This window comes from Sporosarcina sp. SAFN-015, from assembly GCF_059415085.1.
Map to the genome: position 1 here is coordinate 22,656 of NZ_JBPFDR010000003.1, position 25,238 is coordinate 47,893.

25 protein-coding genes and 1 riboswitch are annotated in these 25,238 nt (G+C 43.1%); of the genes, 13 read left to right on the forward strand and 12 right to left on the reverse strand.

The annotated features are described in order from the left end of the window. Nucleotides 1-53 precede the first annotated feature (53 nt). Nucleotides 54-158, reverse strand: a complete 105-nt coding sequence (locus ACR65H_RS05885) for a YjcZ family sporulation protein (protein WP_440499239.1) — start codon at nt 156-158, stop codon at nt 54-56. A gap of 175 nt (nt 159-333) precedes the next feature. Between ACR65H_RS05885 and ACR65H_RS05890 the strand changes: the two genes are divergently transcribed. Then, nucleotides 334-1,296, forward strand: coding sequence for an LCP family protein (locus ACR65H_RS05890; protein ID WP_440499240.1), 963 nt, complete (start codon nt 334-336; stop codon nt 1,294-1,296). Between the two features lie 18 nt (nt 1,297-1,314). Beyond that, entirely contained in the window at nt 1,315-2,529 is a 1,215-nt protein-coding gene (locus tag ACR65H_RS05895; protein ID WP_440499241.1) for an AI-2E family transporter, read from the forward strand. Between the two features lie 94 nt (nt 2,530-2,623). On the opposite strand, the gene ACR65H_RS05900 is transcribed toward ACR65H_RS05895, so the two are convergent. After that, nucleotides 2,624-3,610, reverse strand: a complete 987-nt coding sequence (locus tag ACR65H_RS05900; protein WP_440499242.1) for a substrate-binding domain-containing protein — start codon at nt 3,608-3,610, stop codon at nt 2,624-2,626. A 184-nt stretch (nt 3,611-3,794) separates the two neighbouring features. Here ACR65H_RS05900 and modA point away from each other — a divergent pair, with 184 nt between their 5' ends. Genes modA through ACR65H_RS05915 form a run of 3 tightly spaced genes read left to right on the forward strand, consistent with a single transcriptional unit; the run spans nt 3,795 to nt 5,923 of the window. After that, nucleotides 3,795-4,568, forward strand: coding sequence for a molybdate ABC transporter substrate-binding protein (gene modA / locus ACR65H_RS05905; protein ID WP_440499243.1), 774 nt, complete (start codon nt 3,795-3,797; stop codon nt 4,566-4,568). 16 nt (nt 4,569-4,584) lie between these two features. Continuing rightward, the gene (gene modB, locus ACR65H_RS05910; protein WP_440499244.1) at nt 4,585-5,280 is read left to right on the forward strand and encodes a molybdate ABC transporter permease subunit; all 696 of its coding nucleotides are present in this window, start codon (nt 4,585-4,587) and stop codon (nt 5,278-5,280) included. 4 nt (nt 5,281-5,284) lie between these two features. Continuing rightward, nucleotides 5,285-5,923 (forward strand): ATP-binding cassette domain-containing protein, encoded by a 639-nt coding sequence (locus ACR65H_RS05915; RefSeq protein ID WP_440499245.1) that lies wholly within the window; start codon nt 5,285-5,287, stop codon nt 5,921-5,923. A gap of 52 nt (nt 5,924-5,975) precedes the next feature. On the opposite strand, the gene ACR65H_RS05920 is transcribed toward ACR65H_RS05915, so the two are convergent. Both ACR65H_RS05920 and ACR65H_RS05925 read right to left on the reverse strand, forming a co-directional pair. Beyond that, complete coding sequence (locus tag ACR65H_RS05920) at nt 5,976-6,584, reverse strand: nucleotidyltransferase family protein (RefSeq protein WP_440499246.1); 609 nt, start codon at nt 6,582-6,584, stop codon at nt 5,976-5,978. Next, nucleotides 6,560-7,570, reverse strand: coding sequence for an XdhC family protein (locus ACR65H_RS05925; RefSeq protein ID WP_440499247.1), 1,011 nt, complete (start codon nt 7,568-7,570; stop codon nt 6,560-6,562). The genes ACR65H_RS05920 and ACR65H_RS05925 overlap by 25 nt, the downstream gene beginning before the upstream one ends. Nucleotides 7,571-7,719: 149 nt before the next feature. Between ACR65H_RS05925 and ACR65H_RS05930 the strand changes: the two genes are divergently transcribed. The 3 genes from ACR65H_RS05930 to ACR65H_RS05940 are packed head-to-tail and all read left to right on the forward strand — an operon-like array spanning nt 7,720 to nt 11,394. Next, nucleotides 7,720-10,068, forward strand: coding sequence for a xanthine dehydrogenase family protein molybdopterin-binding subunit (locus ACR65H_RS05930; protein WP_440499248.1), 2,349 nt, complete (start codon nt 7,720-7,722; stop codon nt 10,066-10,068). Continuing rightward, nucleotides 10,055-10,885, forward strand: a complete 831-nt coding sequence (locus tag ACR65H_RS05935) for an FAD binding domain-containing protein (RefSeq protein WP_440499249.1) — start codon at nt 10,055-10,057, stop codon at nt 10,883-10,885. The genes ACR65H_RS05930 and ACR65H_RS05935 overlap by 14 nt, the downstream gene beginning before the upstream one ends. Next, complete coding sequence (locus ACR65H_RS05940) at nt 10,882-11,394, forward strand: (2Fe-2S)-binding protein (RefSeq protein ID WP_440499250.1); 513 nt, start codon at nt 10,882-10,884, stop codon at nt 11,392-11,394. Before ACR65H_RS05935 ends, ACR65H_RS05940 begins: the two co-directional genes overlap by 4 nt. Nucleotides 11,395-11,430: 36 nt before the next feature. Here the strand turns inward: ACR65H_RS05940 and ACR65H_RS05945 are convergent, their stop codons facing one another. After that, nucleotides 11,431-11,766 carry a hypothetical protein gene (locus ACR65H_RS05945; RefSeq protein ID WP_440499251.1) on the reverse strand — a complete coding sequence of 112 codons (336 nt, stop codon included), beginning with the start codon at nt 11,764-11,766 and terminating at the stop codon, nt 11,431-11,433. Nucleotides 11,767-11,912: 146 nt separating this feature from the next. Between ACR65H_RS05945 and ACR65H_RS05950 the strand changes: the two genes are divergently transcribed. Further along, a complete protein-coding gene (locus tag ACR65H_RS05950) occupies nt 11,913-12,611 on the forward strand; it encodes a YwaF family protein (RefSeq protein WP_440499252.1) in 699 nt (232 codons plus the stop codon). 91 nt (nt 12,612-12,702) lie between these two features. Beyond that, nucleotides 12,703-12,894, forward strand: coding sequence for a hypothetical protein (locus ACR65H_RS05955; protein WP_440499253.1), 192 nt, complete (start codon nt 12,703-12,705; stop codon nt 12,892-12,894). A 48-nt stretch (nt 12,895-12,942) separates the two neighbouring features. Here ACR65H_RS05955 and ribH read toward each other — a convergent pair whose 3' ends face one another. From ribH to ribD, 4 genes are read right to left on the reverse strand one after another with little or no spacing between them, the layout of a single operon-like run. Beyond that, a complete protein-coding gene (ribH, locus tag ACR65H_RS05960; RefSeq protein WP_440499254.1) occupies nt 12,943-13,407 on the reverse strand; it encodes a 6,7-dimethyl-8-ribityllumazine synthase in 465 nt (154 codons plus the stop codon). 13 nt (nt 13,408-13,420) lie between these two features. Next, nucleotides 13,421-14,623, reverse strand: a complete 1,203-nt coding sequence (locus tag ACR65H_RS05965) for a bifunctional 3,4-dihydroxy-2-butanone-4-phosphate synthase/GTP cyclohydrolase II (RefSeq protein WP_440499255.1) — start codon at nt 14,621-14,623, stop codon at nt 13,421-13,423. A 12-nt stretch (nt 14,624-14,635) separates the two neighbouring features. Beyond that, the gene (ribE, locus tag ACR65H_RS05970; protein ID WP_440499256.1) at nt 14,636-15,286 is read right to left on the reverse strand and encodes a riboflavin synthase; all 651 of its coding nucleotides are present in this window, start codon (nt 15,284-15,286) and stop codon (nt 14,636-14,638) included. Then, nucleotides 15,287-16,372: a bifunctional diaminohydroxyphosphoribosylaminopyrimidine deaminase/5-amino-6-(5-phosphoribosylamino)uracil reductase RibD gene (gene ribD, locus ACR65H_RS05975; RefSeq protein WP_440499257.1), complete on the reverse strand. Its 1,086-nt coding sequence runs from the start codon at nt 16,370-16,372 to the stop codon at nt 15,287-15,289. It abuts the gene before it with no gap. A 63-nt stretch (nt 16,373-16,435) separates the two neighbouring features. Continuing rightward, nucleotides 16,436-16,583: riboswitch (FMN riboswitch) on the reverse strand. Nucleotides 16,584-16,756: 173 nt separating this feature from the next. Here ribD and fni point away from each other — a divergent pair. From fni to ACR65H_RS05990, 3 genes are all read left to right on the forward strand, one after another. Next, a complete protein-coding gene (fni, locus tag ACR65H_RS05980) occupies nt 16,757-17,791 on the forward strand; it encodes a type 2 isopentenyl-diphosphate Delta-isomerase (protein WP_440499644.1) in 1,035 nt (344 codons plus the stop codon). Nucleotides 17,792-17,919: 128 nt separating this feature from the next. Then, nucleotides 17,920-18,726: an LAGLIDADG family homing endonuclease gene (locus ACR65H_RS05985; RefSeq protein ID WP_440499258.1), complete on the forward strand. Its 807-nt coding sequence runs from the start codon at nt 17,920-17,922 to the stop codon at nt 18,724-18,726. Nucleotides 18,727-18,731: 5 nt separating this feature from the next. Continuing rightward, nucleotides 18,732-19,109 (forward strand): rRNA methyltransferase, encoded by a 378-nt coding sequence (locus tag ACR65H_RS05990; RefSeq protein WP_440499259.1) that lies wholly within the window; start codon nt 18,732-18,734, stop codon nt 19,107-19,109. A gap of 128 nt (nt 19,110-19,237) precedes the next feature. Here the strand turns inward: ACR65H_RS05990 and ACR65H_RS05995 are convergent, their stop codons facing one another. The 3 genes from ACR65H_RS05995 to parE form a co-directional block, all read right to left on the reverse strand. Then, the gene (locus ACR65H_RS05995) at nt 19,238-20,461 is read right to left on the reverse strand and encodes an MFS transporter (RefSeq protein WP_440499260.1); all 1,224 of its coding nucleotides are present in this window, start codon (nt 20,459-20,461) and stop codon (nt 19,238-19,240) included. Nucleotides 20,462-20,612: 151 nt separating this feature from the next. Beyond that, the gene (gene parC, locus ACR65H_RS06000; protein WP_440499261.1) at nt 20,613-23,039 is read right to left on the reverse strand and encodes a DNA topoisomerase IV subunit A; all 2,427 of its coding nucleotides are present in this window, start codon (nt 23,037-23,039) and stop codon (nt 20,613-20,615) included. Beyond that, a complete protein-coding gene (parE, locus tag ACR65H_RS06005) occupies nt 23,036-25,006 on the reverse strand; it encodes a DNA topoisomerase IV subunit B (protein WP_440499262.1) in 1,971 nt (656 codons plus the stop codon). The genes parC and parE overlap by 4 nt, the downstream gene beginning before the upstream one ends. Between the last annotated feature and the right edge of the window lie 232 nt (nt 25,007-25,238).

Genomic DNA, 25,238 nt, shown 5'->3' on the forward strand with positions numbered 1-25,238 from the left:
GTACACCCTTTCCCCGAAGTGCCAATGAGTGGTTGTGCTTTTAGTTTAATCGATTAGTAGACGAAACTTGCCCCGACAATGATCAACAGGATGAAAAGCACAACTATCAAAACAAAGGAAGAACCGTATCCGCTTCCGCCTCCGCATTCACGTCCCATTTATACCACCACCTTCGATATAGACTATGCTCTTTATCGATGAATGCATGGGGGATCGACCAATAATCAAAGCATATACTTGAGGTCTGACATGGTATACTATCGATATACATAGGCAACCAATAACATTTAACAATCGTCCTATTGCTGACTTTACAATTTGGAGGAATCAAACTTGAACGAAGACCAGTACGAAGGCCCGGTGCCTAGAAGAAGAAGGAGAAGAAAATTACGGATCGGCAGAGTTTTTTTCACGATTCTTTTCCTTTGCTTCATCGTGGCGGGACTCTTTTCATACTTTCAATATAAAGAAGGGAAGTCATTGGCAAAAGGGAATGCTATTGATCCCGGTCCGTTTTCTGGCGATATTACCGATCCTCAAAACCCATCAGTCGAAAATTATTTACTATTAGGCGTTGACGATGATGGAAGCGGTAAGTCTCGCACTGACACGATGATGGTCCTTTCATGGAATAAACAAGAAGGGTCAATCCGGCTTGTTTCGTTCATGCGTGATATTTACGCAGATATTCCTGGGTATAAATCATATAAACTTAATACCGCTTATTATTTAAACGGAGTACAGACTGTGAAGGATACGATTACCGGCATGTTCGGAATTCCTATTCATCATTATGCCATTGTAGATTTTGATAATTTCGAGTCAATCATCGATATTGCCTTTCCAAATGGCATAACAATCAATGTTCAAAAAGAGATGTCTGAAAAGATCGGCGTCACTCTTTTGCCAGGCGAACAACGATTGAATGGCAAGGAACTTCTTGGATATGCGCGGTTCCGTGCTGATGCAGAAGGGGATTTCGGCAGGGTGGCAAGGCAGCAAGAAGTTATTTCGGCTTTGAAAGATGAAGCACTTAGACCGGGAATGCTTCTTCATGTACCGAAATTGGCCGGTGCTTTGTCGGGCTTTATTGAGACAGACTTAACGACGAAGGATGAAATTTCAAAAGCATTTACGCTTATCATGAAAGGCAAAGCGGATCTAGAAACGATGACGATTCCTGTTGAAGGCACATATCGTTTCAATTCTTATTCACATGCAGGGTCAGTAATTGAACTTGACATTGAAAAGAATAAAGAGATGTTAGCCGCTTTTCTTAATACTGAACTTGATTGAAGGGAAGTGGGGGAGTGAATGGATAACATAAAATCGTCGGAGCAAAAGAAAGAAATGAATGATGGTACACCTCGGATTATCCGATTTCTTGGAGGACGAGCAACAATGTTCGTGCTCCTTTCCATTCTGTTAATTGGCTTGATCATTTTAGTATTCAGCAACGTCGCATTCGTTTTTTACCCTATTAAAGTATTCTTTTCAACGGTCGTACTGCCGATCATATTGGCGACGATTGCGTATTATCTACTGAGGCCAATTCTTCGTATATTGGAACGTTTTAGAATTCCAAGGATATGGGGGATCTTCATAATTTTCATCGGTCTCATCGGATTACTCACTTTAATCGTATTTCTCATATACCCTTTTTTGAAAAATCAATTTGCAAATCTTATTGAGGAATTCCCTACATATTTCAATCAAATGCTAATAAATGTTGATACGTTTTTAAGAACATCGATCTTTGAAACGTATTATAAGGAAATGAATATTAATATCAATAGTATGTTAGATAATGGCTTAGGAAATATCGGTAAAATTTTTACAGACACTGTCGGCGGAATCGCTACCGGCATCACCTCTTTCATTTCAGCGCTGACCGGATTCATTCTTGCAATTGTCACAGTTCCATTCATCCTTTTTTATTTATTGAAGGATGGGGAAAAGCTTCCGCAGATGATTAAAAAAATGCTGCCCCCACGCCTTCGGGATGATGCTGATTCTATACTAAAAGATGCTGATCATCAGATTGGGGCTTATATCCAAGGGCAAATTCTTGTAGCTATTAGTATTGGAATTATGGTCACGATTGGATTTTACATCATAGGCATGGATTATGCGCCGCTATTAGGAGCGTTAGCGATGGTCACGAGCGTTGTACCGTATTTAGGACCTCTTATCGCAATTACGCCCGCGGTTATTATTGCCATTGTCACTTCGCCATTCATGCTCGTGAAACTGGCTGCGGTGTGGACAATCGTTCAATTAGTGGACGGAAAATTCATATCCCCGCAAATCATGGGGAAATCATTAAGAATCCATCCGATTACAATCATTTTTGTTTTATTGACTGCTGGTTCTTTATTTGGAGTTGCCGGAGTAGTTTTAGGGATACCAGGATATGCTCTACTGAAAGTAGTCTTTACGCATTTGTTTAAATTGCTGAAAATTAGATATAACAATTATGAGCCAGATCGGACAATGCATTATGAAGATGTGGCGCAACCCAAAAAATAAACGTCCAATATAGGACGTTTATTTTTTGTCATAATAATATTATTATGTAAACCTAATTAAGAAAGGAATTCGATTTACTATCGAAGTCCTTTTCCTATTCGGTTTCATATATAATACTGCCGGTCAATGAAAGATCATATCCTCCGAGCGCACCGATTTCCCGCTGAAAATCTTGCGAGCGGAGGATAGATAGAATTGTCTTTCTGACAAATTCATTTTCAGGCGTCTTGAACATAACGAGGTCGTATTGCTCTTGAACAAGAGGAATGAAATCTACTCCTACCAATGTCGCAGCTTTTTCAATTCCTACACCTACATCTGCAAATCCGGAAGCGACTTTGCTTGCGATAGCAATGTGATTCATTTCCTCTGTATTATATCCGTCGATTGTATGAGGGATGATGCCTTCCGAGCGTAATTTCTCATCTAGCAGTACTCTTGCTCCCGATCCAATTTCTCTATTGACCATTTTGATGTTTTGGTTACTAAAATCTCTCCACGTCTGTATATTTTTCGGATTATTCTTTTGTACGAAGAGGCCTGCAGATCGTGATAATAAATTGATGACAACGTATTGACGTCCCGTCAGTATCTTTTGGATATATGGAAGATTATAAGTTCCTGTGTCTCCATCGAAAAGATGGGTACTAACGATGTCGGCTTCTCCTTTGTACATCGCTATCAAGCTGTTCAGACTGCCGGTATATGAGCGAAGAGGACTAATCACCGCACCGGACTTCCCGATAGCATTAGTGAGTAGGTCCAAGCTGATATCTTGTCCGCTAATGATCAGCTGCCGTGCAGGGGTTTGCTGAAATCGTTGGGGAGGAGTGGGATCAATTGGTTGGATCGAAGGTGCCGACGTTTGTTCGTTCTTCTTATCTTCTTTTGCAATTGGGCCGCCACTTTTTGATTTCTCTTTATAAGCTTCAAGATCCTCCGCATCAATACGCATTTGCCTACCGACCCGGTATGCACGAAGCTCACCTTTTTTTATAAGATCATAAACGGTCAATTTGGAGACTTTCAAAAGATCAGCGATTTCTTCGGTCGTATATGAAGCTGCATATTGATTTGTCATAACCGCCCTCCTGTTCCTATTCTACTTCTATTTTCTCCTATCTAAATAGTAAATGCAATATATTCAGATATAACTAATGATATTTAATAGTTTGAAGTTATATTTCGTTATAAGTAGATATATATAGATATACTGTGATATATATAAATATAGATAATGATAAATAGATGAAAGGAGAGTCGATATGAAAAAGCTAGTTCAGTTCATCCTTCTTTTTGTTATAACGGCCATTCCTTTAGGGTGCAGTAATCAATCAGATGAAGGGGAAAGAAAAACAGAACTATCAATTTCAGCTGCTGCTAGTTTGTCAGATGCATTGTCTGAAATGAAAAATGTATATGAAAGCAAGAATGACGATGTTTCCATAGCTTTAAATTTCGGAAGTTCTAGAAAGCTTGCAACACAAATTGAACAAGGCGCACCTGCCGATATATTTTTATCGGCAAGTGAAGAGGACATGGATAAAATGAAAGGGGAAGGGCTAGTAATCGAGTCATCTATTGTAGATTTCACTGAAAACTCCATTGTTCTTATTGCGAATAAGTCTTTGAAGGATCCAGTTTCTTCATTTGAACAACTAAATTCCATTACGTTCGACCACCTTTCAATCGGTGAAGCGGACTCCGTTCCGGCTGGTAGATATGCAAAAGAAATTTTGGAGCATTTCCATTTATGGCAGCCATTGCAAAATAAGCTCGTTATGGGCTCGGATGTTCGTCAAGTGTTGACACATGTTGAAATGGGAAATGCGGAGTACGGAATTGTGTATTCGACGGATGCTTTTGTATCTGATAAAGTGAGCGTTGTAGCAGAAGCCGAATCGTCATCGCATACTCCCGTCGTTTATCCGGGAGCGGTCGTGAAAGACACGAAGCATGAGGAAAAGGCACAGGATTTCCTCAATTTTTTAACGAGTAAAGAGGGAAGAGAAATACTTCAGAAATACGGATTCAAGTGATGAAAGAGGGGAAAACGTGACAGATATCGATTATTCACCTTTACTGCTATCTTTAAAGGTCGCTGCCATATCGACGACGTTCGTCTTCATTGCAGGGGTATTTTTCGCACGGCTATTTGCAAAAAAACATTTCTTCGGCAAAACGGTCATCGAGTCTGTTTTTATGCTTCCTCTCGTACTGCCACCAACCGTAGTCGGATTCGCCCTTCTTATATTATTTGGAAAGCATGGCTGGATCGGCAAATGGCTATTGGAATGGTTTGACGTACAAATCGTCTTCACATGGCTCGGTGCCATCATTGCATCCATCGTCGTTTCATTTCCGCTTATGTACCAAAGCGCGGCAGCTGCATTTGACAATTTGGACAATCGTCTCGAAAATGCCGCCCGAACACTGGGAGCTTCAGAATGGCGCGTGTTTTGGACGATTGCATTCCCACTTGCATGGCCAGGCCTTCTTGCGGGTCTCGTCTTATCATTTGCGAGGGGACTTGGAGAATTCGGTGCCACTCTTATGATTGCTGGTTATATACCTGGAAAGACTGATACGATTCCGATGGCCATCTATTTCGCAGTCGAAGCAGGGCAGATGGAAAAAGCGACGTTCTGGGTCATCATCATTGTCGCTTTAGGATTCAGCACAATTATGTGGCTGAATTGGTGGAGTCGACGAAACATGAGACGTTATACAGACCAAAATCGAAACAGGTGATTGAATGCTGGAAGTGAATATTACTATACGGTTATCCCATTATGACTTGGAAGTTGATTTTTCGGTAGGTAATGAAATTCTCGTTCTGTTCGGCCCATCCGGATCCGGAAAAACAACCATTTTGCATTCAATCGCCGGACTGACAAAGCCAAATGAAGGATCGATCAAATTAGGGAGTAAACCATTTTTTGAAAGCCCAAACAACTACTTGCCAGTTCAAGCTCGAAATGTCGGGCTATTATTTCAGGACTACGCTCTGTTCCCTCATATGACAGTTGAGAACAATATTCGATACGGTATGAAACGAAAGGAAGAAGGACATTCAGTCGTCCTCGACGAGCTTCTGCAAGTGCTTGGTATCCAACCACTATTGCGAAAATACCCCCACCAAATTTCCGGCGGTGAAAAACAACGGGTTGCCCTTGCGCGTGCATTGGCAACAGAACCATCCATTCTATTGCTGGACGAGCCTCTCTCCGCTTTGGACAAACAGACGCGCATTGAGTGTCAAGATGAACTGATCCGCTTGCATGATATATGGAAAATCCCGTTCATTATCGTGACGCATGATGTTGAGGAAGCCGAAAAACTTGGGGACCGAATTTTATTTCTCGACCGTGGAAAGATTATTGATGAAAAATAATGCGAAATGCCCTGTCACTCTCTAAAGAGCACAGGGTATTTTGTTTTTCGTTTTATTCCAATTGGGAGAGCAAAACAGCGTAATCTTTTGCATCATCTACATCAAATACGAGCCTTGGATCATGACACGGCAACTGTTTTCCTGCAACAACTGACGCTCTCCGTAAAATCTCCCTTGCACCTTGGTCGCCATGGACTCCTAAAAGAACAGGGAAAAGGTCTCGAGTAAAGAGAATAGGAGGTTTCATCATTCCGTCATGAGAAGTGGCGATATATTTACTATTCGGATGCTCTTTCCAGCACGCAACGATTTCATCGATCATCTGAATTGTAATAAACGGCTGATCCGCCAAGAGGACGACGATTGCTGAAGCGCCGGCTTCCATTGCATACTCAATGCCGCAACGAAGAGAAGCGGACTGTCCTATGTCTGCATCTGCACACGTGATGACTTTGCACTTTTCATGCGACTTCAACCGTTCGGAAATCCAAGTTAAATCATCATCTTTATTGACGATGATACAGATGCTATCTAATGAAGATTGTATTGCGGTGTCGAGTGCCAAGCTGCCTAACGCCATTTTTCCAACCGCAAGCGATAATTTATTCGTGCCCATCCGCCGACTTTTTCCGGCAGCTAAATAGATGCCAATGATGGACATATCGCTTTTCCTTTCCGGACGGCAATCATTTCGGCAATAACGCTGACCGCAATCTCTTCAGGCCCGTCTGCACCGATTGGCAGGCCGATGGGAGAATGAAGCCAATCAGGAATCGAATGTCCTAATAAACGCTTTGTTCTGTTTTTCGAGCCTAATAAACCGACATATAATAACGACTTATTTTTTAAAGCATGAAGGATTTGTTGATCTGCTTGGAAATCGTGCGTCATGATAACGACTGAATCAAACCCGTTAAACGTTAGACGGCTAACTATTTCATTTATAGGTCCAATCTGGAAAGACGATGCGGTTGGAAAATATTCACTCGTACACAGCGCTTCACGCCAATCGCATATATGTACGGTATATCCGACAGAAGAAGCTAATTTGGCAAACGGGCGAGCATCGGCCCCTGCCCCAAATAAATAAACAGAAGGCGCCGGCCAAATCCATTGTTGATAGATAGACTCGTCTTGAATCCATTTACGGCCAGCCGTGTGCTGAGTAGGCTGTTTGTCAACAATCGGAAGTACCTTCTTCAAAGGTCCGTCGTTCTCGGATCTGCTGGCGAAACAGTAATCAAATCCATTTTCCAAACACTGCAGGAACTGTACAGGTTCTCCTTGTTGAAGTTGTTCATATAAGAATTGGAGAGACTCTTTGAACCGAGCATCGACGGCACGCAGCATTACTGTCACGATGCCGTTGCATCCAGCACCTCGCCCCCAACCTAAATCATCCTCCGCACGCAAATCAAAGTCACAAATATTCACGTCTCCCGTATGGAACATCTCCTTCGCCCGGGAGTGGAGATCATGCTCAAGACATCCGCCGCTGAGCAAACCGATTCTACTGCCGTCCTCGAGAATGAACATCCATGCACCTTCCTTCCTGTAAGCAGATCCTTCTACATGGATGACCGTCGCAAGGACTGCCGCCTGCCCGCATTCAACATATTTACCTATTAATTGTGGAATCGTTCCCATTTTCATCACCTCTACATGGCATTCAATAGGCTCAGTGTCATCAATTGGCGGTCTATTTATTCGACTGTCCTTATAAAAGCCGGGCGAAGTGGCTAACCTATTTAACAGTTTGGATAAAATAGGTTGAATAAGTAAGGGAGGACAAGATCTTGCAGTTTGGAAATCGAACGACAGTCGGATTTGCAGAGCAACGTATCGACGTAATCGAGAAATCCACCGGAAATGTGAAATACTTAGCTGATACATTTTCAAGTGGAATGTTGCATGCTAAGGTAGCGACGAGCACAGAAGCACATGCACGCATCAAATCGATAGATACGAGCGAGGCGTGGAAAGTTCCGGGCGTACAAGCCATCGTCACGGGTGAGACATATCCTTTTCCGATAGGCCCGATACTCGCCGATCGACCGCCGATCGCCTTCGAGAAAGTTCGTTATTTCGGAGAGCCAATCGCTGTCGTCGTTGCTGACCATCCGTACCAGGCAAAGCAGGCGGCGGCCAAAATAATTGTCGAGTATGAGTCACTCCCAATCGTCAATTCAGTCGAACAGGCATTTCAGAATGATGCACCGTTGATTCACGAACAATCTGGCCAATATACGAAGATCATTGATAATGTCTATCCTGTACCCGGGACGAATATTGCAAGCCATATAAAAATTAGAAAAGGGGAATTCGGAAAAGCATGGGCAACATGCAAAGATACATTTTCCGCTACATATTCCTTCAATTTGTCAGACCACGCGGCGATGGAGACGAGAACCGCTACTGTTGAAATCAATCCGGATGGGCGAGTCATCGTTCACTCAACGAGCCAATCGCCATTTACGATCAAAAAGATCTTCAATCAGTTCTTTAATATAGATGTCGGCAAAATCATCGTCCATATTCCGATGCTAGGAGGGGCTTTCGGTGGAAAGGGAGCGGTGCAACTGGAGCCTCTTGCATACTTGGCATCCAGTGCGGTAGGCGGAAAACTCGTCAAACTGCAGTTCGAGCGAGAAGAAGATATGATGACAGCTCCTTGTCATATCGGGTTTAATGCTACGGTCAAACTAGGCGTGAATGAAGAAGGGAAACTCATTGCAGGGCAATACACCTTTCTAATTGAAGCTGGTGCTTATTCAGACCAAGCTGCAGGCATAACGCGCGCTGCCGCCCTGGATTGTACAGGTCCTTATCACATTCCAAACGTCTGGTGTGATTCTTATTGCATGTACACGAATCATCCATATGCCACTTCGTTCAGGGGTTACGGTCATCCTGAACTGACTTTCGCAATCGAACGGACAATGGATCGCTTTGCCGAAAAATTGAAGATGGATCCCATCGAATTCAGATTGCTGAATGTTATTAAACCAGGTCATACGACACCGACGCAGTCCGTGCTGAATGCCAACAATATTGGTGATGCAGCGAAATGCATGAAGCGGGTGAAGGAGCTGATCGGCTGGGATGGAAAGCAGCCGGTAGGTGAAGACGGAGTAGTTCGAGCGAAAGGTGTGGCGTTGTTCTGGAAGACATCCACGACATCGACAAACGCACAAGCTGGTGTACTGCTGAAGTTTGAAGCGGATGGCACGGTGAACTTGAGTTGTGCAGCTGTTGAACTCGGACAAGGGACGAAGACGATTTTGGCCCAACTTGCTGCAGAACGATTGAAAATGAATGTTTCTGATATTCACGTCACAATGGAAGTGAATACGCAATACACTCCGCATCAATGGCGAACCGTTGCAAGCAGCACGACGTTTTTAGCAGGAAATGCCGTGTTGGCGGCGGCGGACGACGCCATTCGGCAATTAAAGAGAATCGGTGCTGTCGCTTTGCAATGTTCCGAAGAAGATCTGGACGTTGGAAATGGGCGGGTTTACGTAAAAGCAAAACCGGACTTCGGCATTACTATCAAAACCATTGCGCTTGGCTATAAATATCCGAACGGCCATACTGTCGGCGGACAAATTATTGGAGTCGGCGTTCATGTGCAAAGGCATTTGACCCCGATGGATAAAGATACCGGCTTTGGAGACCCCGGTCCATGGTGGTCTGTCGGCGCACAAGCGGTTGAAATTGAATGGGATGAAAGCAAATACACGTATAAAATCGTGAAGGCTGTAACAGTGATGGATGGCGGCACGATCATCAATCCAATGACCGCGACTCAACAGATGCGAGGAGGAATTTTCCTTGGACTTAGCATCGCAAGCGGAGAATCATTCGAATTCAACGATCAAGGCGTTATTCAAAATCCAGACTTGCGGACATATCAGTTAATGAGATTCGGTGAGCAGCCTGGCGAATATATTGTGGAATTCATCGAAACGCCTGCAAAAGACGGTCCGTACGGCGCGAGGGGAATCGGTGAATATGGGGTGATCGGTGCTGCAGCGGCATTGGCCAATAGCCTTTCATTGGCAACAAATGCAGAGCTGACTCAACTGCCATTGACACCCGAACTCATTTGGAGGACGAGGAGAGCAACTAATGATTCCGTTTAATTTTGATTATTATAAACCTGAATCAGTGGAAGAGGCATTAAAAATCTATTCAAACGAATGGAAATTAGGCAAGAAAGTCGTTTATTTATCAGGGGGAACCGAAGTGATCACCTTTGCTCGGGGCGGAAAATTGACTGTTGATACAGTCATCGACCTGAAAGGGATTCCAGAGTGCAATGTGCTTGAAATGCAAGGAGAAGAACTAGTCATTGGAGCCGCTGTAACATTGAACCGATTGGTGGAATCAAATCTATTTCCGTTGCTTCGAAAAACGGTACGTACGATCGCCGATCATACTTCGAGAAATAAAATTACAATCGGTGGTAATCTCATGAGCAAACTCGGATACCGGGAAGGGATTTTGCCTTTACTCGTAACGGATGCTCTAGCTATCATCAATGGTCCAAAAGGAACGGATGTCATGTCGGTAGACAACCTTGCTGCTTCTGAGTTGGTAGAAGGCCAGTTTTTAACGCAAATAAAAGTGTCTTCCAAGAATCTTGAGCTGCCGTTCGTCCATTTGAAACGGACTCGATCATCGAATGTCGGATATCCAATTGTCAGTTTGGCTGCGTTACGGAAAGAAAACCGTATTCGAATTGCCTTCAGCGGCTTACATGAACACCCGTTCCGATCCGCAGTAGTTGAAGGAGTTTTGAACGATGCGACAATCGGCGATGAACAACGAGTTGAGAAGGCGATCGCCAAGCTGCCAACAAACATTACGGATGATTTCATTGCTTCAAAAGACTTCCGTCGTTTTATCTTGGAGAAACTGTTAACAGAAATGGATACTGCTTGGGAGGGGAACGGATGATCAGCACGAATACGAGTAAATATACGGTAGTTCCATTGCTAGTCAACGGATCTTCCACTGATGTCATGATAAGGTCTGCTGATACATTGCTTTGCACATTGCGCGAACAGCTCGGATTGACAGGTGCAAAGCAAGCTTGCGGAAATGGGGATTGCGGGGCATGTACAGTATTGGTTGACGGGAAGCCTATGCATTCATGCCTCGTATTGACGATTGAAACATTGAACAGTGGAATAACGACAATAGAAGGTTTGACACATTCACCGGTGAGGAAGGCTTTTGTTGATAATTGGGCGATCCAATGCGGATATTGTACACCTGGCTTTATTGTCAATGGACATGCGTTAGTGACGGAACATCCCGATGCTGATGATGAACGGGTTGAAGAATGGCTGCAGTCAAACCTTTGCAGGTGCACCGGTTATCAGGAAATAAAAGATGCAATCAGTTCTGTCATCGCTGCAAATAAGCTGGCAGATTCCAATCAGCTGGAAGATCACGTGCAGTAAAAAAGAACCCTTGGAATGTAAGCCAAGGGTTCTGTTCTATTTTTTAAAGCTTTTATTGCCAACGTTCAACGTTTCAATTAACTGCAAAGTTTGGGCGGCTTGGTCAATCTGTTTACGAACTTGCTCGAGCTGTTGCTGGACGGTGGAAGGTGATTGAGTCGCCGCTTGCCCTTGCAACTGATTCAACAGCTGTGAGGCTTGCTGAAGTTGCTGTTGTGCTTGCTGAACCGACTGTGAATCGAACAAAGTGCTCATCTGTTGTATCGTCTGAGATGCTTTATTCAGTTTTTGGAGGATCTGCTTTTTCTCCGTGTGGAATTGTTGCTCGATCATCTGTTGTAGTGACGATTGCTCCGTATTTTGTTGTACCATCCTTTTATTCCCCTTTCATTCTGGTTGATCATAGTATGTGTGAATAGGAACGAGGTTAAACAAACCGTTCTTCTTACTAGTAGCTAGCGATGCTATAATGTATGGTACATGCCGAACGTGAATGGGGGATGACTTTGGGTGGAGGAATGGATCATCAATTTATTATGTTTTCTACAGTGCATCTGTCGGTTCTAATTGTAATTGCATTTCTTGTTATCACGCTTTACTGGCAACGAAGGAATTTACAAGAGAATGTTGCGAGATTGAAGATGTTGGAGCGATTTTTTGCGCTTTCTTTATTGGCAATGGATATTGGTTATCATATTTGGCTCATTTCGACGGGGCGATGGGGACTAGATGATGCACTTCCACTCGAGTTATGCAGCATCTCTTTGTTTGTCTCGATCATACTACTATTGACAGGGAATCGACATTTAATCGATTTCGTCATTTTTGCCGGAATTGGCGGCGCTCTACAAGCATTAGCGACGCCTGTTCTTGATATGGATTTTCCGCATTTCCGCTTTTTCCACTTTTTCTATACACACGCCGGCATCATTTTAACGGGACTTTATTTTGTTTGGGTAAGAGGTTACGAGCCTACATTTAAAGGCGTATTGAAAACAATGTTGATCATCAATGCGATTTTGCCGATAATTCTAACGGTAAACTGGCTGTTTGACGGGAACTATATGTTTCTGCGAATGAAACCTCAGAATGGCAGCCTGCTTGATTTTCTCGGTCCTTATCCTTGGTATATTTTATCGTTGGAAGCTGTGGCGTTTATACTATTTACAGTCATTTGGCTGTCCTTGCGAAAAAAGGAGAGAAAGATTGTAAGATAGTTTTATCGTTCTGTTTATTTTCTATATGGACACTATTGAAAGGGAATGCTAAAATTTACTAACCGATAGCATCTGAAGGGAGTTGACGAAAATGGAATCGAACGAGCAAACAGGGGAAAAAGCGAAAATTAGCTTAAAAGACGCAATTAAACAGCAGCTTGAAGCAAAGAAGAATAAGTCCCAGTCGACAAAGACCAAAGGAAATCCAATTCAACAAACACCAAAAATGAAAAGCCAACAGGCAAAGAAAGTCACACAATCGAGTCGGAAAATGGGTGTCTGATTAAAAAAAAGCAAGTCCCAACAAAATCGGGGGACTTGCTTTTTCCATTTAAAACTGCTTAATGAGGTTCGCCATCTCGATGGCTGATACTCCTGCGTCCCATCCTTTATTGCCAGCTTTCGTACCAGCACGCTCAACAGCTTGTTCGATTGAATCGGTCGTCAATACGCCAAAAATGACAGGCACTCCTTCTGTCATATTAAGAGCGGCAACTCCTTTAGCCACTTCATTGCAGACGTAATCGAAGTGGGGAGTAGACCCTCTTATGACGGTACCTAATGTAATGACCGCATCATATTTCTTTGAAGCTGCCATTCGTTTCGCGATGAGCGGGATTTCGAAAGCCCCAGGCACCCAAGCGATTTCAATATCATTTGCTTCTACACCGTGGCGGCGCAATGCATCTTCCGCTCCACCAAGAAGCTTTCCTGTAATAAATTCATTGAAACGAGAGACGACGATTCCAATTTTAAGTCCTGTTCCGATTAAATTTCCTTCATATGTCAAAGTCATTGGTTTTTCCTCCTCAATTATGCAATAGATGTCCTAATTTCGTCTTTTTAGTCTCCATATAGAACCGGTTGCCATCTATGACAGGCAATTCGATAGGGATCCGATTTTCAATCGTTATCCCATGTTCTGAAAGCCCTTCGATTTTTCGCGGATTGTTCGTCAACAATTGAATTCGACTGCAGCCGAGATCGTCTAGAATTTGGGCGCTTATGAAATATTCCCGTAAGTCGTCTTCGAAGCCTAAGCGGGCATTCGCCTCGACTGTGTCATATCCTTGTTCTTGCAGCTTATATGCTTTCATTTTATTGACTAGGCCAATTCCGCGCCCTTCCTGACGCATATAAACTAGGATTCCTTTCCCGGCCTCTTCAATTTGGGCAAGTGCCGCATGCAGTTGTGGACCGCAGTCGCACCGACAGGAACCGAATACATCACCCGTCAGGCATTCGGAATGGATTCTGACGAGTGGAGCAACTGTCGCCTCGGTTTCATTCATTTGGCCTTTTACAAAAGCGATATGTTCACGGCCCGTCAGCTTTTCTACATAGGTAATTGCGGTGAATTCGCCATATTTCGTAGGCAAGTGAATATCGACAACCCTTTCAACGAGTTTTTCATTCTGCTTACGGTATGCAATCAATTGTTCGATCGTCAAGATGACAAGTCCATGCTTCCTAGCAATTTCCATAAGATCGCCAACACGCGCCATCGTCCCATCCTCGTTCATAATTTCGCAAATGACGCCGGCTTTAGATGCACCGGCTAGACGGGCGAGATCAACCGCAGCTTCCGTATGTCCCGGCCGTTCCAATACGCCGTTTGCTTTTGCGACTAACGGGAAGATATGACCAGGTCTTTTGAAATCAGAAAAAGTCGAGTCGGGATGAAGCATTTTCAATATCGTTTCTGATCGTTCAAATGCGGATATCCCCGTGTGGCTAGACGCATGATCAATGCTTACTGTGAAAGCAGTTCCGTGGACATCGGTATTCGTAGTGGCCATCGGGGCTAGTCCAAGATGGTCTGCCAGCTGTTGTTCAATCGGTACACATATTAAGCCCCGTCCTTCAGTAGCCATGAAATTAATCATAGCAGGGGTTGCGAAGTCAGCGAGTGCTACAAAATCGCCTTCATTTTCACGGCTTTCGTCATCAACGACGATAATTGCTTTACCTTTTTTCAATTCATCTATTGCTTGTTCAACCGTACTAAACATCTATTACACCTCTTATTCCAAAAATCCGCTTTTGGCAAGTACATCCATTGTCAAGCCGCCTGGCGGTTTAGTTTCTTTCCTAGAGACGATCCGCTCCAAATATTTCGCAAGGATATCGCATTCCACATTGACATAGTCGCCGACACGCTTCTGTCCGAGTACGGAATCAGCTTGGGTGACCGGAATGAGGGATATTGTAAACCCTTGTTCTGAGACATCGAAAACAGTCAAAGAAGTACCATCTACCGTTATAGAACCTTTCGGAACAAGATGTGATTGGAACGCGGAATCGATTTGAATGTCCATATAGATGGCGTTTTCGACATATCTGACTGCAATAATTTCTCCTATGCAATCAACATGGCCTGTAACAAAATGGCCGCCGAAACGGCCGTTCGCTGCCATCGCACGTTCCAAATTCACTTGACTTCCGGACTTCAACGTGAAAAGGGTCGTTGCCTTGAAAGTTTCGGGCATTACGTCCGCTGCAAATTGTGTTGTTGAAAATTCTGAGACGGTTAAACAAACACCATTGACGGAAATACTATCTCCCTTTGTTACGTCAGAGAGCACAAGACCGCAGGTAATTAGTAATTGCATCGATGAAGAACCTTTCTTAATCGCATGAATGGTTCCAACTTCCTCAACAATTCCAGTAAACAATCAGCTTGCACCTCCATTCTGAAAAAGTGCATGAAGACGGATATCTTCTCCAATTTGCTTTACGTCAAGTATACGCAGCGGTTCTGATTCCGCAATCGTTGTTCTGCTCTCATCCATGAAAAGGGAAGGGCCGTTACCTATCAACTTTGGAGCCATATATAAATACAGCTCATTTACAAGACGCGCTTGAATGAAACTGGAATGGACCTTGCTTCCGCCTTCCACTAATAGTGTCATGATTCCTCGTGCAGCAAGTCGAGTGAGAACTTCATCCAAAAAGTTAACTTGTTCCGATATCAGTTCCACATGAACGAATGGGAAATCGGTAAAGGTACGCGAACGATTCGATTCAAGTGTAAAAATAATCGTTTCGGCAGCTTGGTCCTGAATTACATTTGCGGTTTCAGGCGTCCGTAGATGCCTATCTAAAATAATACGTGTTGGGTTCTTTCCACCATGGGGCAAACGGGTGGTGAGGAAAGGATTATCTTGAAGAATTGTGTTAACACCTACTAAAATTGCATCATGGGTATGGCGGAGGGTATGGACATCTAGCCTCGAACTTTCAGACGTGATCCATTTGCTGTTCCCGTTTTGCGTTGCAAGGCGGCCATCGAGAGTGGCGGCTGCCTTTAAAGTGACGTAGGGTTTTTTGTGTTGAATAAAATGAAAAAATGCCCGGTTGCTAAAATCCGCCTCTTCTTTACAAACATCCGTGATCACTTCAATTTCGGCATTCCGAAGAAGCCTAATCCCTTTTCCATTTACGGAAGGATTCGGATCTGTGGATGCAATGAAAACACGGCGAATGCCGCTGGCAATGATTGTCTCTGTGCACGCAGGCGTCTTTCCGACATGCGCACAAGGTTCTAAAGTGACATAAAGATCTGCACCGACTGCATTCGAACCGGCCATACGGAGGGCATGCACTTCAGCATGAGGTGTTCCAGCTTCCATATGCGCACCTGTCCCTACAATCTGGCCGTTTTTCACACAAACAGCACCGACGATTGGATTCGGTGACGTATAACCGTCTGCAAGCTTCGCAAGATCTAAAGCTAACTTCATATAATCGGCGTGGTCCATCGAATTCCCCCTTTCTAATATTTGAAAGGGCGGATATTTCATTTGGGCATAGTCATCAAACTCGAGCAGCTTCTCCCATCCAGACTTTCACTGTCGGTGCCGGATTTACACCAGCTCCACCGTCTTCCGTATGGAAGAACGGGTCACGGACTGACAAGCATTGCGCTTGATCACCGCCGGTAAGGAATTTCACCTTGCCCCGAAGTGTCGTTTTGATTTGACCGACTCAAACTTAACATACTTTTTAAATGGTTGCCAAATAAAATAATCCTAATAGCTGAAATTACAAGGTAGGTAACCTATAATGAAATGTAAAGAAAAGCGTTAAACGAGGATGTAAACTCAATGGATATCTTCGTGCTAGGGAAGAGGGATTGTTTGCTAATGACTGGGTCTATCCATCAACGGAAAGCAGAGCATATTGAAATCACGCTCAACGAAAAAGTGACGGGAAACCATATTACAACTGGACTGGAAAGGGTTCACTTCACTCATAACGCTTTACCTGAAATTAACTTTAATGAAATTTCCATTGAAAGTACCTTTATTGAACAAGTACGACCAACACCATTCATGATAAGCTCCATGACTGGCGGAGCTGCTTTTGCCGAAACGATCAACCGTAATTTGGCGCTTGCCGCTGAAGAAAAAGGGTGGATATTAGCATTAGGATCTATGCGTGCATTGATCGAAAGCGAGGAGCATAGAGCTTCATTCCAAGTGAGACAATACGCGCCGTCCGTTCCGATTATCGCCAATTTAGGCGCGGTTCAATTGAATTACGGATTTGGCATTGATCAATGCCGGCAAATTATTGAAATGACTGATGCTAATGCATTGGTACTTCACTTAAACAGCCTTCAGGAAGTTATTCAACCGAATGGAGATTTGAATTTCAAGGATTTATTAATGAAAATCGAGGCTCTATCAAAAGAATTGGAAGTTCCAGTCGGTGTAAAGGAAGTCGGTTGGGGAATCGACGGGGCTACTGCTAAAAAGCTGTGTGACGTCGGTGTGTCTTTCATAGACGTAGCAGGCGCAGGCGGAACATCTTGGAGTCAAGTGGAAAAATACCGGTCGACCGATCCTGTTAAACAGACTGCAGCTGAAACGTTTAGCGTTTGGGGCACACCGACAGTGGATTGTGTCGTTTCTGTACGTGAGAAGATCGGCGGGCAGTCGGTCGTTGCAAGTGGCGGCATGTCGACTGGCCTGGACGCTGCAAAAACAATAGCATTAGGTGCTAATATTGTCGGTTTTGGGAGATCAATCTTGAAAGAAGCGACACAAACTCCAGAAGATGTCATGAGAGTTATGGAAACGAAAGAATTAGAGCTGCGCATGGCTATGTTCGGCGTAGGCGCATCTACATTGGAAGAACTTCAAGCGACTGACAGAGTACAATATGTGAAAAGATGAATAGTTGAGAGACCACTTGCAAAAGCGAGTGGTTTTTTTAGTTGAAATAACATTCAGTTAATTAGTTGAAAATAGGAACATAAGTTTGTCTAATGGGTATAGACAGCATAAAAGGAGGAGTGGGTGGGATGGCGCGTAATCCGGGTATGACAGACGAAAAAATCATTGAACTTTATAAAAGCGGGTTGTCGTATGAAAAACTTTGCACTATTATTGGGTTGTCAGATCGTGGAATTCGTAATGTATTGATAAAGCATGGAGTCGAATTGCGTCCTATAGGACGTCGGCGCATTCATAAAGTGAACGAAGATTTCTTTAAAACATGGTCTCATGAGATGGCTTGGGTATTGGGATTATTTATTACAGATGGCCATGTGAATAGCAAAGTACATTCTATATGCTTATCGCAAAAAGATGAGACGATATTGATGAAAGTAGCAAAACTAATGGATGCGAATCCGACGATTGCTCAACCAAGCGGCACGAGAACAACACCGATGTTGATAATAAATTCAAAAACCATTAAGGAGGATCTAGAGCGGCTTGGTGTAACACCGAATAAATCACATAATGTACCTTTTCCTGACGTGCCAGATCAGTTCATGCCTGCATTTATAAGAGGTGTTATAGACGGAGATGGATGGGTGCAAAATCGAGGATATGTTATGAATATAACTACAGCGAGCGAATTGTTTGCAGGTGGACTTTTTACTGTATTTCAAAAATGGAATTTGCGAACGGAAATAACTTCAGAGGTTACACAATCTAAGAAAACCATTTACCGGGTCTGGGTAAAAGGAAAACAAGACCTTCCTAAACTAGCTGATATCATTTATGATGGAGCTGGTGATCTGTATAACAAGAACAAAAAAGTAAGAATGATTAAGCATCAATACACAGCTGAATTTGAACAAGCCATTTTAGAATTGGAGTGAAACAAATGTGGAAATTAGTTAACGGTAAATTACAACAAACTATTGATACAACTCGAATTGAATTCAGAACTACGATAAGTAAAGCATTGATAAATGAATTAAACAATTTAGCGGAAAGTCATGACACGCATATCAATTATTTATTGGAAAGCGGTTTTATCAACTTATTATCAAGTAATGATGGGATCTTATTTGATAAAAAGCAGCGACCAAAGGACCGTGAACATTATAAGACAACTTACGATAAAGAGCTTTTCGAAGAAATAAAAGAGTTGGCAAAGGAAAACAAACTTTATATAAACGATGTAATCGAATACAGCGCACAATTCATTGATGTAGAAAAAAGTAAAAATAAAGGTCATAGGTACAGAATAGAGGTATGATTAAATACTTAACTCAGTGCCGTGGCCATAATATATATTAGTGGAAGTTAAATATCACATTAAAGTATACTCATAACATTGAGACGAAACCGATTTTTTTTGATCATAAATAAACCTGCAGCGAATCATCAAATGATTTCGGCTGCAGGTTCTATTTTCGTTTGTTCCAATACGATATTTCTTCGTTTCATTTGAATAAAAAATAACAAAGTCATGCTGAGACTAATTAGACCGAAAATAATAACCATCACTTGTAATCCGACAATATCCAAAAATACCCCAGCGCTCAACAATACGAATTGGAACATGACCCTTTCTAACATATTACGGAACGAGAAAAATCGTCCATGGTATGCTTTTGGCATTTGTTTCTGAAAAATGACCATTGCTGTCGGGAAAAAACATCCTAATGCAAAGCCTAATACAGCAAATGCGCTCAGTGTCAAAACGATGTTAGCAGCAAAAAATAGCATGAATTCAGCAATTGCTACCATCGAAGCAAAGAAAAATAAAATAACCGTCGTCTTCCATTTTCGAGTAATGAATTTTACTGCAAAGGAACCGACCATGAAGGCAATTCCTTCAGCCGTATAAATTAATCCTTTAATCGACGAAGAGTCTTGTATTTCACTTATATTAATAACGATCAGATTGAATGAACCGAGAAATAATAATGGAATCATTGTCATAATTAGCGTCATACCAACAGCAGGATATGCTTTTAAGACTGGAAAAACTTCCATGAATCCACCTTTTTCACCGTCTTTTCTCCGGGAACTTGCACTCCCCTCCCCTTCATCGATTTTGAGCATCATCGTGAAGCCCAAAAGAGCTGCATAGGCAATCATTGACACCCAATACAACGAAGCCAATGACCAGTATACGAGCATGACCCCTGCCAGGGCTGTACCGACGACCCGAGCAACCGTTGCTACATTCATATGCAATCCATTCATCGTCAATAGATCGTCATCCTTTACGACAAGCGGGATTGCCGACTGCAGTGCAGGGAAATAGAAAGTTGCGGACAATTGAATTGAAATGATGAATGCTACCATCCACCAGACAGACCCTGTTCCAATAGCGAGTAACATGAATACAACGCTGACAAGCCTTCCAAGTCCTGCTACTATCAAGACTGTCTTTTTCCTCGATTGGTCAATAATACGTCCAGCTGTTGGACCAGCAATGATGCCTGCCAATAAACCGATTGATAATATGAGTGCTTTCACAAAATCCGATGGAATCTTCTCTTGTAAAAATTCCAAGTTTCCGATGATTCCAGTCCATAACCCGAGTCCGGCAATCATTTCACCTGATAAAATGATCCAAACGTTACGGTTTTTCCACATACTCATTCCCCATTATTCATTTTTATTATATATTTCGACTTTCGAATTATTATACGGTAAAATCGTAGAATTGTCACGGTAATCTTTACCTATAAATTGACCAAGAAAAAACGCCTACTGCAGATTTAATTCTGCTAGTAGGCGCATTCCGTTATTCCTTCGTTTCAGCCTCTTTATAGACTGTGATGACTTTTCCGTGTTTGCTTTCATCCACAAGTGAACTGCCATTCGAATAGCGATCGACGAGCCTCAACGATCCTGCCTCGACTGCGATTTTAGCATCTTTAGTTGTCAATAAGATTGTAGTATCGCTTGGTTTCACTAATTGACTGCCGACAATCCGATGCGGATTCGTTTTTAACTCTTTCAATACAACTACCCCACGCTGTGCCCTTGCTGCTGCCTCAAGTTCCTTCAATGCCATCCGCTTGACTGAGCCGCGTTGTGTGGCTATCAAGATGGATTCTGCTTCGTCGCGCACTACAAGCATGGATGCAAGCTTATCATTCGTTTTTAAATTAATGCCTTTTACACCCGCTGTCCGTACACCTGTAACCGACAATTCCGTAAGTGAGAAACGTAATCCATATGCCTGCTCGCTGAATAGGATGATATCTTCATCACCTGATACGAGCTGTACATCGACAAGGCGATCTTCTTTTTTCATGTTCATCGCCTTAAACGTCCGAGAATAACGTTGCACTTGGAAGTCCGACAGCTTTGATACTTTTACGTTTCCATTATCTGCAGCAGTGAGAACGAGTGTTTCGTCATCGAAGTTTTCGATACCGATTGCTGAGATAATTTCCTCATTCGATTCCAATGAGATGATGCTTGATATATGCTGACCAAGATCACGCCATCGGATATCAGGGAGTTCATGCACGGGCTGATACAAGTAATTGCCATGCGATGTGAACAATAGAAGGTGATGCTGCGTATTCATGACGGTTTCTAGCAGACTGTAATCGGACTCTTTCATCTCTTGTCCAGTGCCGTTTGACGCGCTATACGAACGGATGCTCGTGCGTTTCACATAGCCATCTTTTGTAACCGATACGACGACTTCTTCGCTCGGTACGAGGATATCAAGGTCCACTTTAATGTTTTCTATCTTCTCTTCAATGACAGATCTTCTTTGTTCGGAGAACTGTTTGCGTATTTCAAGTAGTTCCTTTTTAATGACCGAAGAAAGTTTTTTATCACTTTTCAGAATGGCGTCAAGCTGTTCAATCAACTTCCTAAGCTCTGCATCCTCTTTTTTCAGTTCAGTAATATCCGTATTTGTTAATCTGTACAACTGAAGGGATACAATCGCTTCCGCTTGCACTTCTGTAAATCCGAATTTCGATATAATATTATTTTTTGCATCGCGTTTGTCTTTCGATGCTCTAATCGTCTTAATCACTTCATCCAGGATAGATAGAGCTTTCATGAGACCTTCTACAATATGCAACCGGTCTTTCGCTTTTTGAATATCATACTCGGATCTTCTCGTAACGACATCCTTTTGGTGGTCGATGTAAGCATCCAATAGCATTGGCAGCGACATAAGAGTCGGCCTTCTATTTGAAATCGCTACCATATTGAAATTATATGTCACCTGAAGATCGGTGTTTTTTAATAAATATTGCAAAATGGCATTGCCATCCATATCCTTCTTCAGTTCTACGACAATCCGAAGCCCTGTACGATCGGATTCGTCACGAACGTCTGCAATACCATCGAGCTTTCGGTCTAAACGGAGTTCATCCATTTTCTTTACTAAATTCGCTTTGTTAACATCGTAAGGAATTTCGGTAATGACGATTTGTGATTTACCTGCTTTTAACGATTCGATTTCCGATTTAGCACGGATGACAAATCGGCCTCTTCCTGTTTCATAGGCCGTTTTGATCCCATCCGTCCCTTGGATAATTGCGCCAGTAGGAAAATCGGGTCCTTTTAAGACCGTCATCAATTCCTCAACAGATACATCCGAATTATCCATTCGCATGAGTACCGCATCAATGACCTCATGTAAGGCATGCGGCGGAATATCAGTCGCATATCCCGCAGAAATTCCTGTTGACCCGTTGACAAGCAAGTTCGGGAAACGGGAAGGCAATACGGTCGGTTCAGGCTCTGTATCATCGAAGTTTGGAATGAACTCCACCGTATTTTTACCGATATCACGCAGCATTTCCGCTGCAATCGCAGAAAGCCTTGCTTCCGTATAACGCATGGCAGCTGCTGGATCTCCATCCACCGAACCGTTGTTCCCGTGCATTTCAATCATCAGATGACGAAGCTTCCATTCCTGACTCATCCGCACCATCGCATCGTATACAGAAGTATCACCATGCGGGTGGTAGTTGCCGATGACATTCCCGACTGTTTTCGCAGCTTTTCTAAATGCTTTATCGTGAGTGTTCCCTTCATGGAACATCGCGTAAAGAATCCTTCTTTGAACTGGCTTCAATCCGTCCCTAGCGTCCGGAAGTGCCCTGTCCTGAATGATGTATTTACTATAACGTCCAAAACGGTCGCCTATTACTTCTTCCAAAGGCAAGTCCTGGTATCGCTCAGTTGAAGTCATTCAAAATCCCCCTCAACATGTAAAAATTCATTTTCCAAAATATTATGGTCCTCGGTGCCGAAATCGACGTTCGTTTCAATCCATTTTCTACGAGGCTCAACCTTGTCTCCCATGAGTGTGGTGACACGTCTTTCCGATTGTGCTCCATCCTCTATAGTGACGCGGATGAGTGTACGGGTTTCAGGATTCATCGTCGTATCCCATAATTGATCGGCATTCATTTCACCGAGACCTTTATAACGCTGAAGCATATAACCGCGGCCGATTTTTTTAATAGCATCGTCAAGATCGGCTTCGGTCCATGCATACTCGACTTGTTCCTTCTTGCCTGTCCCTTTTGAGACTTTATAAAGCGGAGGAAGTGCGATGAACACTTTCCCTGCTTCGATTAGCGGCTTCATATAACGATAGAAGAACGTAAGAAGTAGTACTTGGATATGCGCTCCGTCGGTATCGGCGTCGGTCATGATGATCACTTTATCGTAAGCGATATCATCGATCTGAAAATCTGCGCCGACCCCTCCTCCAATCGCATGGATGATCGTATTGATCTCTTCGTTCTTCATAATATCTTCTAATTTAGCTTTTTCGGTATTAATTACCTTACCACGCAAAGGCAAAATCGCTTGGAACGTTCTGTCTCGGCCCTGTTTAGCTGAACCACCGGCAGAATCCCCTTCGACAAGATAAAGCTCATTTTTTGAAGCGTTCCTCGATTGTGCAGGCGTCAGTTTCCCAGTAAGAAGTGTTTCCGACCTGCGGCGTTTCTTTCCGGAACGCGCATCTTCACGAGCCTTGCGCGCTGCTTCCCTAGCCTGCTGGGCACGAATCGCTTTTCGGATCAGATTTCCGCTTAGCTCGGCATTCTCTTCTAAGAAATAGAGCAGCTGTTGGGAGATAATTGCATCCGCTGCTGTCCTTGCTTCACTCGTCCCCAATTTCCCCTTCGTCTGTCCTTCGAATTGAAGGATCTCTTCAGGAATTCGGACAGAAATAATCGCAGATATACCTTCCCGGATATCTGAACCATCGAGATTTTTATCTTTTTCCTTCAATATGCCGGTTTTCCTCGCGTATTCATTGAATACGCGTGTCATTGCGGTCTTTGCGCCGGTTTCATGTGTTCCGCCATCTTTTGTTCGCACATTATTGACAAATGAAAGGATTGTCTCAGAATAGCCATCGCTGAATTGAAATGCAAATTCTACTTCAATACCTTCGGCTGTCCCTTCGAGATACGCAACATCATGCAGAGTATCTTTCTCTTCATTCAAATAGGAGATGAATGCTTCGATGCCGGTTTCGTAATGAAAAACATCATGCTTTTCAGTGCCTTCTTCTTTTAGGTCGATTTTCAAACCTTTCAATAGGAATGCAGATTCCCGCAAACGCTCGGACAACAACTCATATTGATATTTGATCGTTGAGAAAATCGCTGGATCTGGCTTGAAATGGATCAATGTCCCTTTTTCTCTTGTCGTTCCGATTTCTTCTAATGTAGTAACCGGTTTTCCGCCATTTTCGAACCGTTGTCTAAATTTCTTGCCATCACGAAAAATCGTCACTTCCAGCCACTCGGAAAGGGCATTGACGACTGATGCACCAACACCATGCAGGCCGCCACTCGTCTTGTATCCTCCCTGCCCAAACTTTCCGCCAGCGTGAAGAACGGTCAAAATGACTTCAACTGTCGGTTTTCCCGTCTTATGCATTCCGGTCGGCATTCCGCGTCCATAATCTCGTACACCGATGCTGCCGTCTTTGTGTATCGTAACGTCAATTTCAGAACCGAATCCAGCAAGCGCTTCGTCAACTGCGTTATCGACGATTTCATAGACAAGATGATGAAGCCCCCTGGAATCCGTAGAACCGATATACATTCCCGGGCGTTTCCTTACAGCATCAAGGCCTTCCAGCACTTGAATCGAATCATCATCATATGTGTAAATTTCTTCTTTCTTCGTCAAATCGCAACCCCCATCAAACGAATGTTCTCTTTTTCTTTATATACTATCGTATCGCTTCCTGTAAAGCTTGTCAAATCAACGTTTCAGGAAGCTCGCTCAATTAATTGTATAGAAGAAACCTCCTGAATGCAATGAGATGAGGAAAATCTAGACAATATGCTTATTACATTACTTGACACATTCCATTGTCGGTATTCATCTGTTCTGCTAAACTAAAATCACATATATACTC

What these genes read in the sequence shown, in the direction of transcription:
- ACR65H_RS05885 (WP_440499239.1), bottom strand. Translation starts at nt 158, where the DNA reads ATGGGACGTGAATGCGGAGGCGGAAGCGGATACGGTTCTTCCTTTGTT.
- ACR65H_RS05895 (WP_440499241.1), top strand. Translation starts at nt 1,315, where the DNA reads ATGGATAACATAAAATCGTCGGAGCAAAAGAAAGAAATGAATGATGGT.
- ACR65H_RS05900 (WP_440499242.1), bottom strand. Translation starts at nt 3,610, where the DNA reads ATGACAAATCAATATGCAGCTTCATATACGACCGAAGAAATCGCTGAT.
- modA (WP_440499243.1), top strand. Translation starts at nt 3,795, where the DNA reads ATGAAAAAGCTAGTTCAGTTCATCCTTCTTTTTGTTATAACGGCCATT.
- ACR65H_RS05915 (WP_440499245.1), top strand. Translation starts at nt 5,285, where the DNA reads ATGCTGGAAGTGAATATTACTATACGGTTATCCCATTATGACTTGGAA.
- ACR65H_RS05920 (WP_440499246.1), bottom strand. Translation starts at nt 6,584, where the DNA reads ATGTCCATCATTGGCATCTATTTAGCTGCCGGAAAAAGTCGGCGGATG.
- ACR65H_RS05925 (WP_440499247.1), bottom strand. Translation starts at nt 7,570, where the DNA reads ATGGGAACGATTCCACAATTAATAGGTAAATATGTTGAATGCGGGCAG.
- ACR65H_RS05935 (WP_440499249.1), top strand. Translation starts at nt 10,055, where the DNA reads ATGATTCCGTTTAATTTTGATTATTATAAACCTGAATCAGTGGAAGAG.
- ACR65H_RS05940 (WP_440499250.1), top strand. Translation starts at nt 10,882, where the DNA reads ATGATCAGCACGAATACGAGTAAATATACGGTAGTTCCATTGCTAGTC.
- ACR65H_RS05945 (WP_440499251.1), bottom strand. Translation starts at nt 11,766, where the DNA reads ATGGTACAACAAAATACGGAGCAATCGTCACTACAACAGATGATCGAG.
- ACR65H_RS05950 (WP_440499252.1), top strand. Translation starts at nt 11,913, where the DNA reads ATGGATCATCAATTTATTATGTTTTCTACAGTGCATCTGTCGGTTCTA.
- ACR65H_RS05955 (WP_440499253.1), top strand. Translation starts at nt 12,703, where the DNA reads ATGGAATCGAACGAGCAAACAGGGGAAAAAGCGAAAATTAGCTTAAAA.
- ribH (WP_440499254.1), bottom strand. Translation starts at nt 13,407, where the DNA reads ATGACTTTGACATATGAAGGAAATTTAATCGGAACAGGACTTAAAATT.
- ACR65H_RS05965 (WP_440499255.1), bottom strand. Translation starts at nt 14,623, where the DNA reads ATGTTTAGTACGGTTGAACAAGCAATAGATGAATTGAAAAAAGGTAAA.
- ribD (WP_440499257.1), bottom strand. Translation starts at nt 16,372, where the DNA reads ATGGACCACGCCGATTATATGAAGTTAGCTTTAGATCTTGCGAAGCTT.
- fni (WP_440499644.1), top strand. Translation starts at nt 16,757, where the DNA reads ATGACTGGGTCTATCCATCAACGGAAAGCAGAGCATATTGAAATCACG.
- ACR65H_RS05985 (WP_440499258.1), top strand. Translation starts at nt 17,920, where the DNA reads ATGGCGCGTAATCCGGGTATGACAGACGAAAAAATCATTGAACTTTAT.
- ACR65H_RS05990 (WP_440499259.1), top strand. Translation starts at nt 18,732, where the DNA reads ATGTGGAAATTAGTTAACGGTAAATTACAACAAACTATTGATACAACT.
- ACR65H_RS05995 (WP_440499260.1), bottom strand. Translation starts at nt 20,461, where the DNA reads ATGTGGAAAAACCGTAACGTTTGGATCATTTTATCAGGTGAAATGATT.
- parC (WP_440499261.1), bottom strand. Translation starts at nt 23,039, where the DNA reads ATGACTTCAACTGAGCGATACCAGGACTTGCCTTTGGAAGAAGTAATA.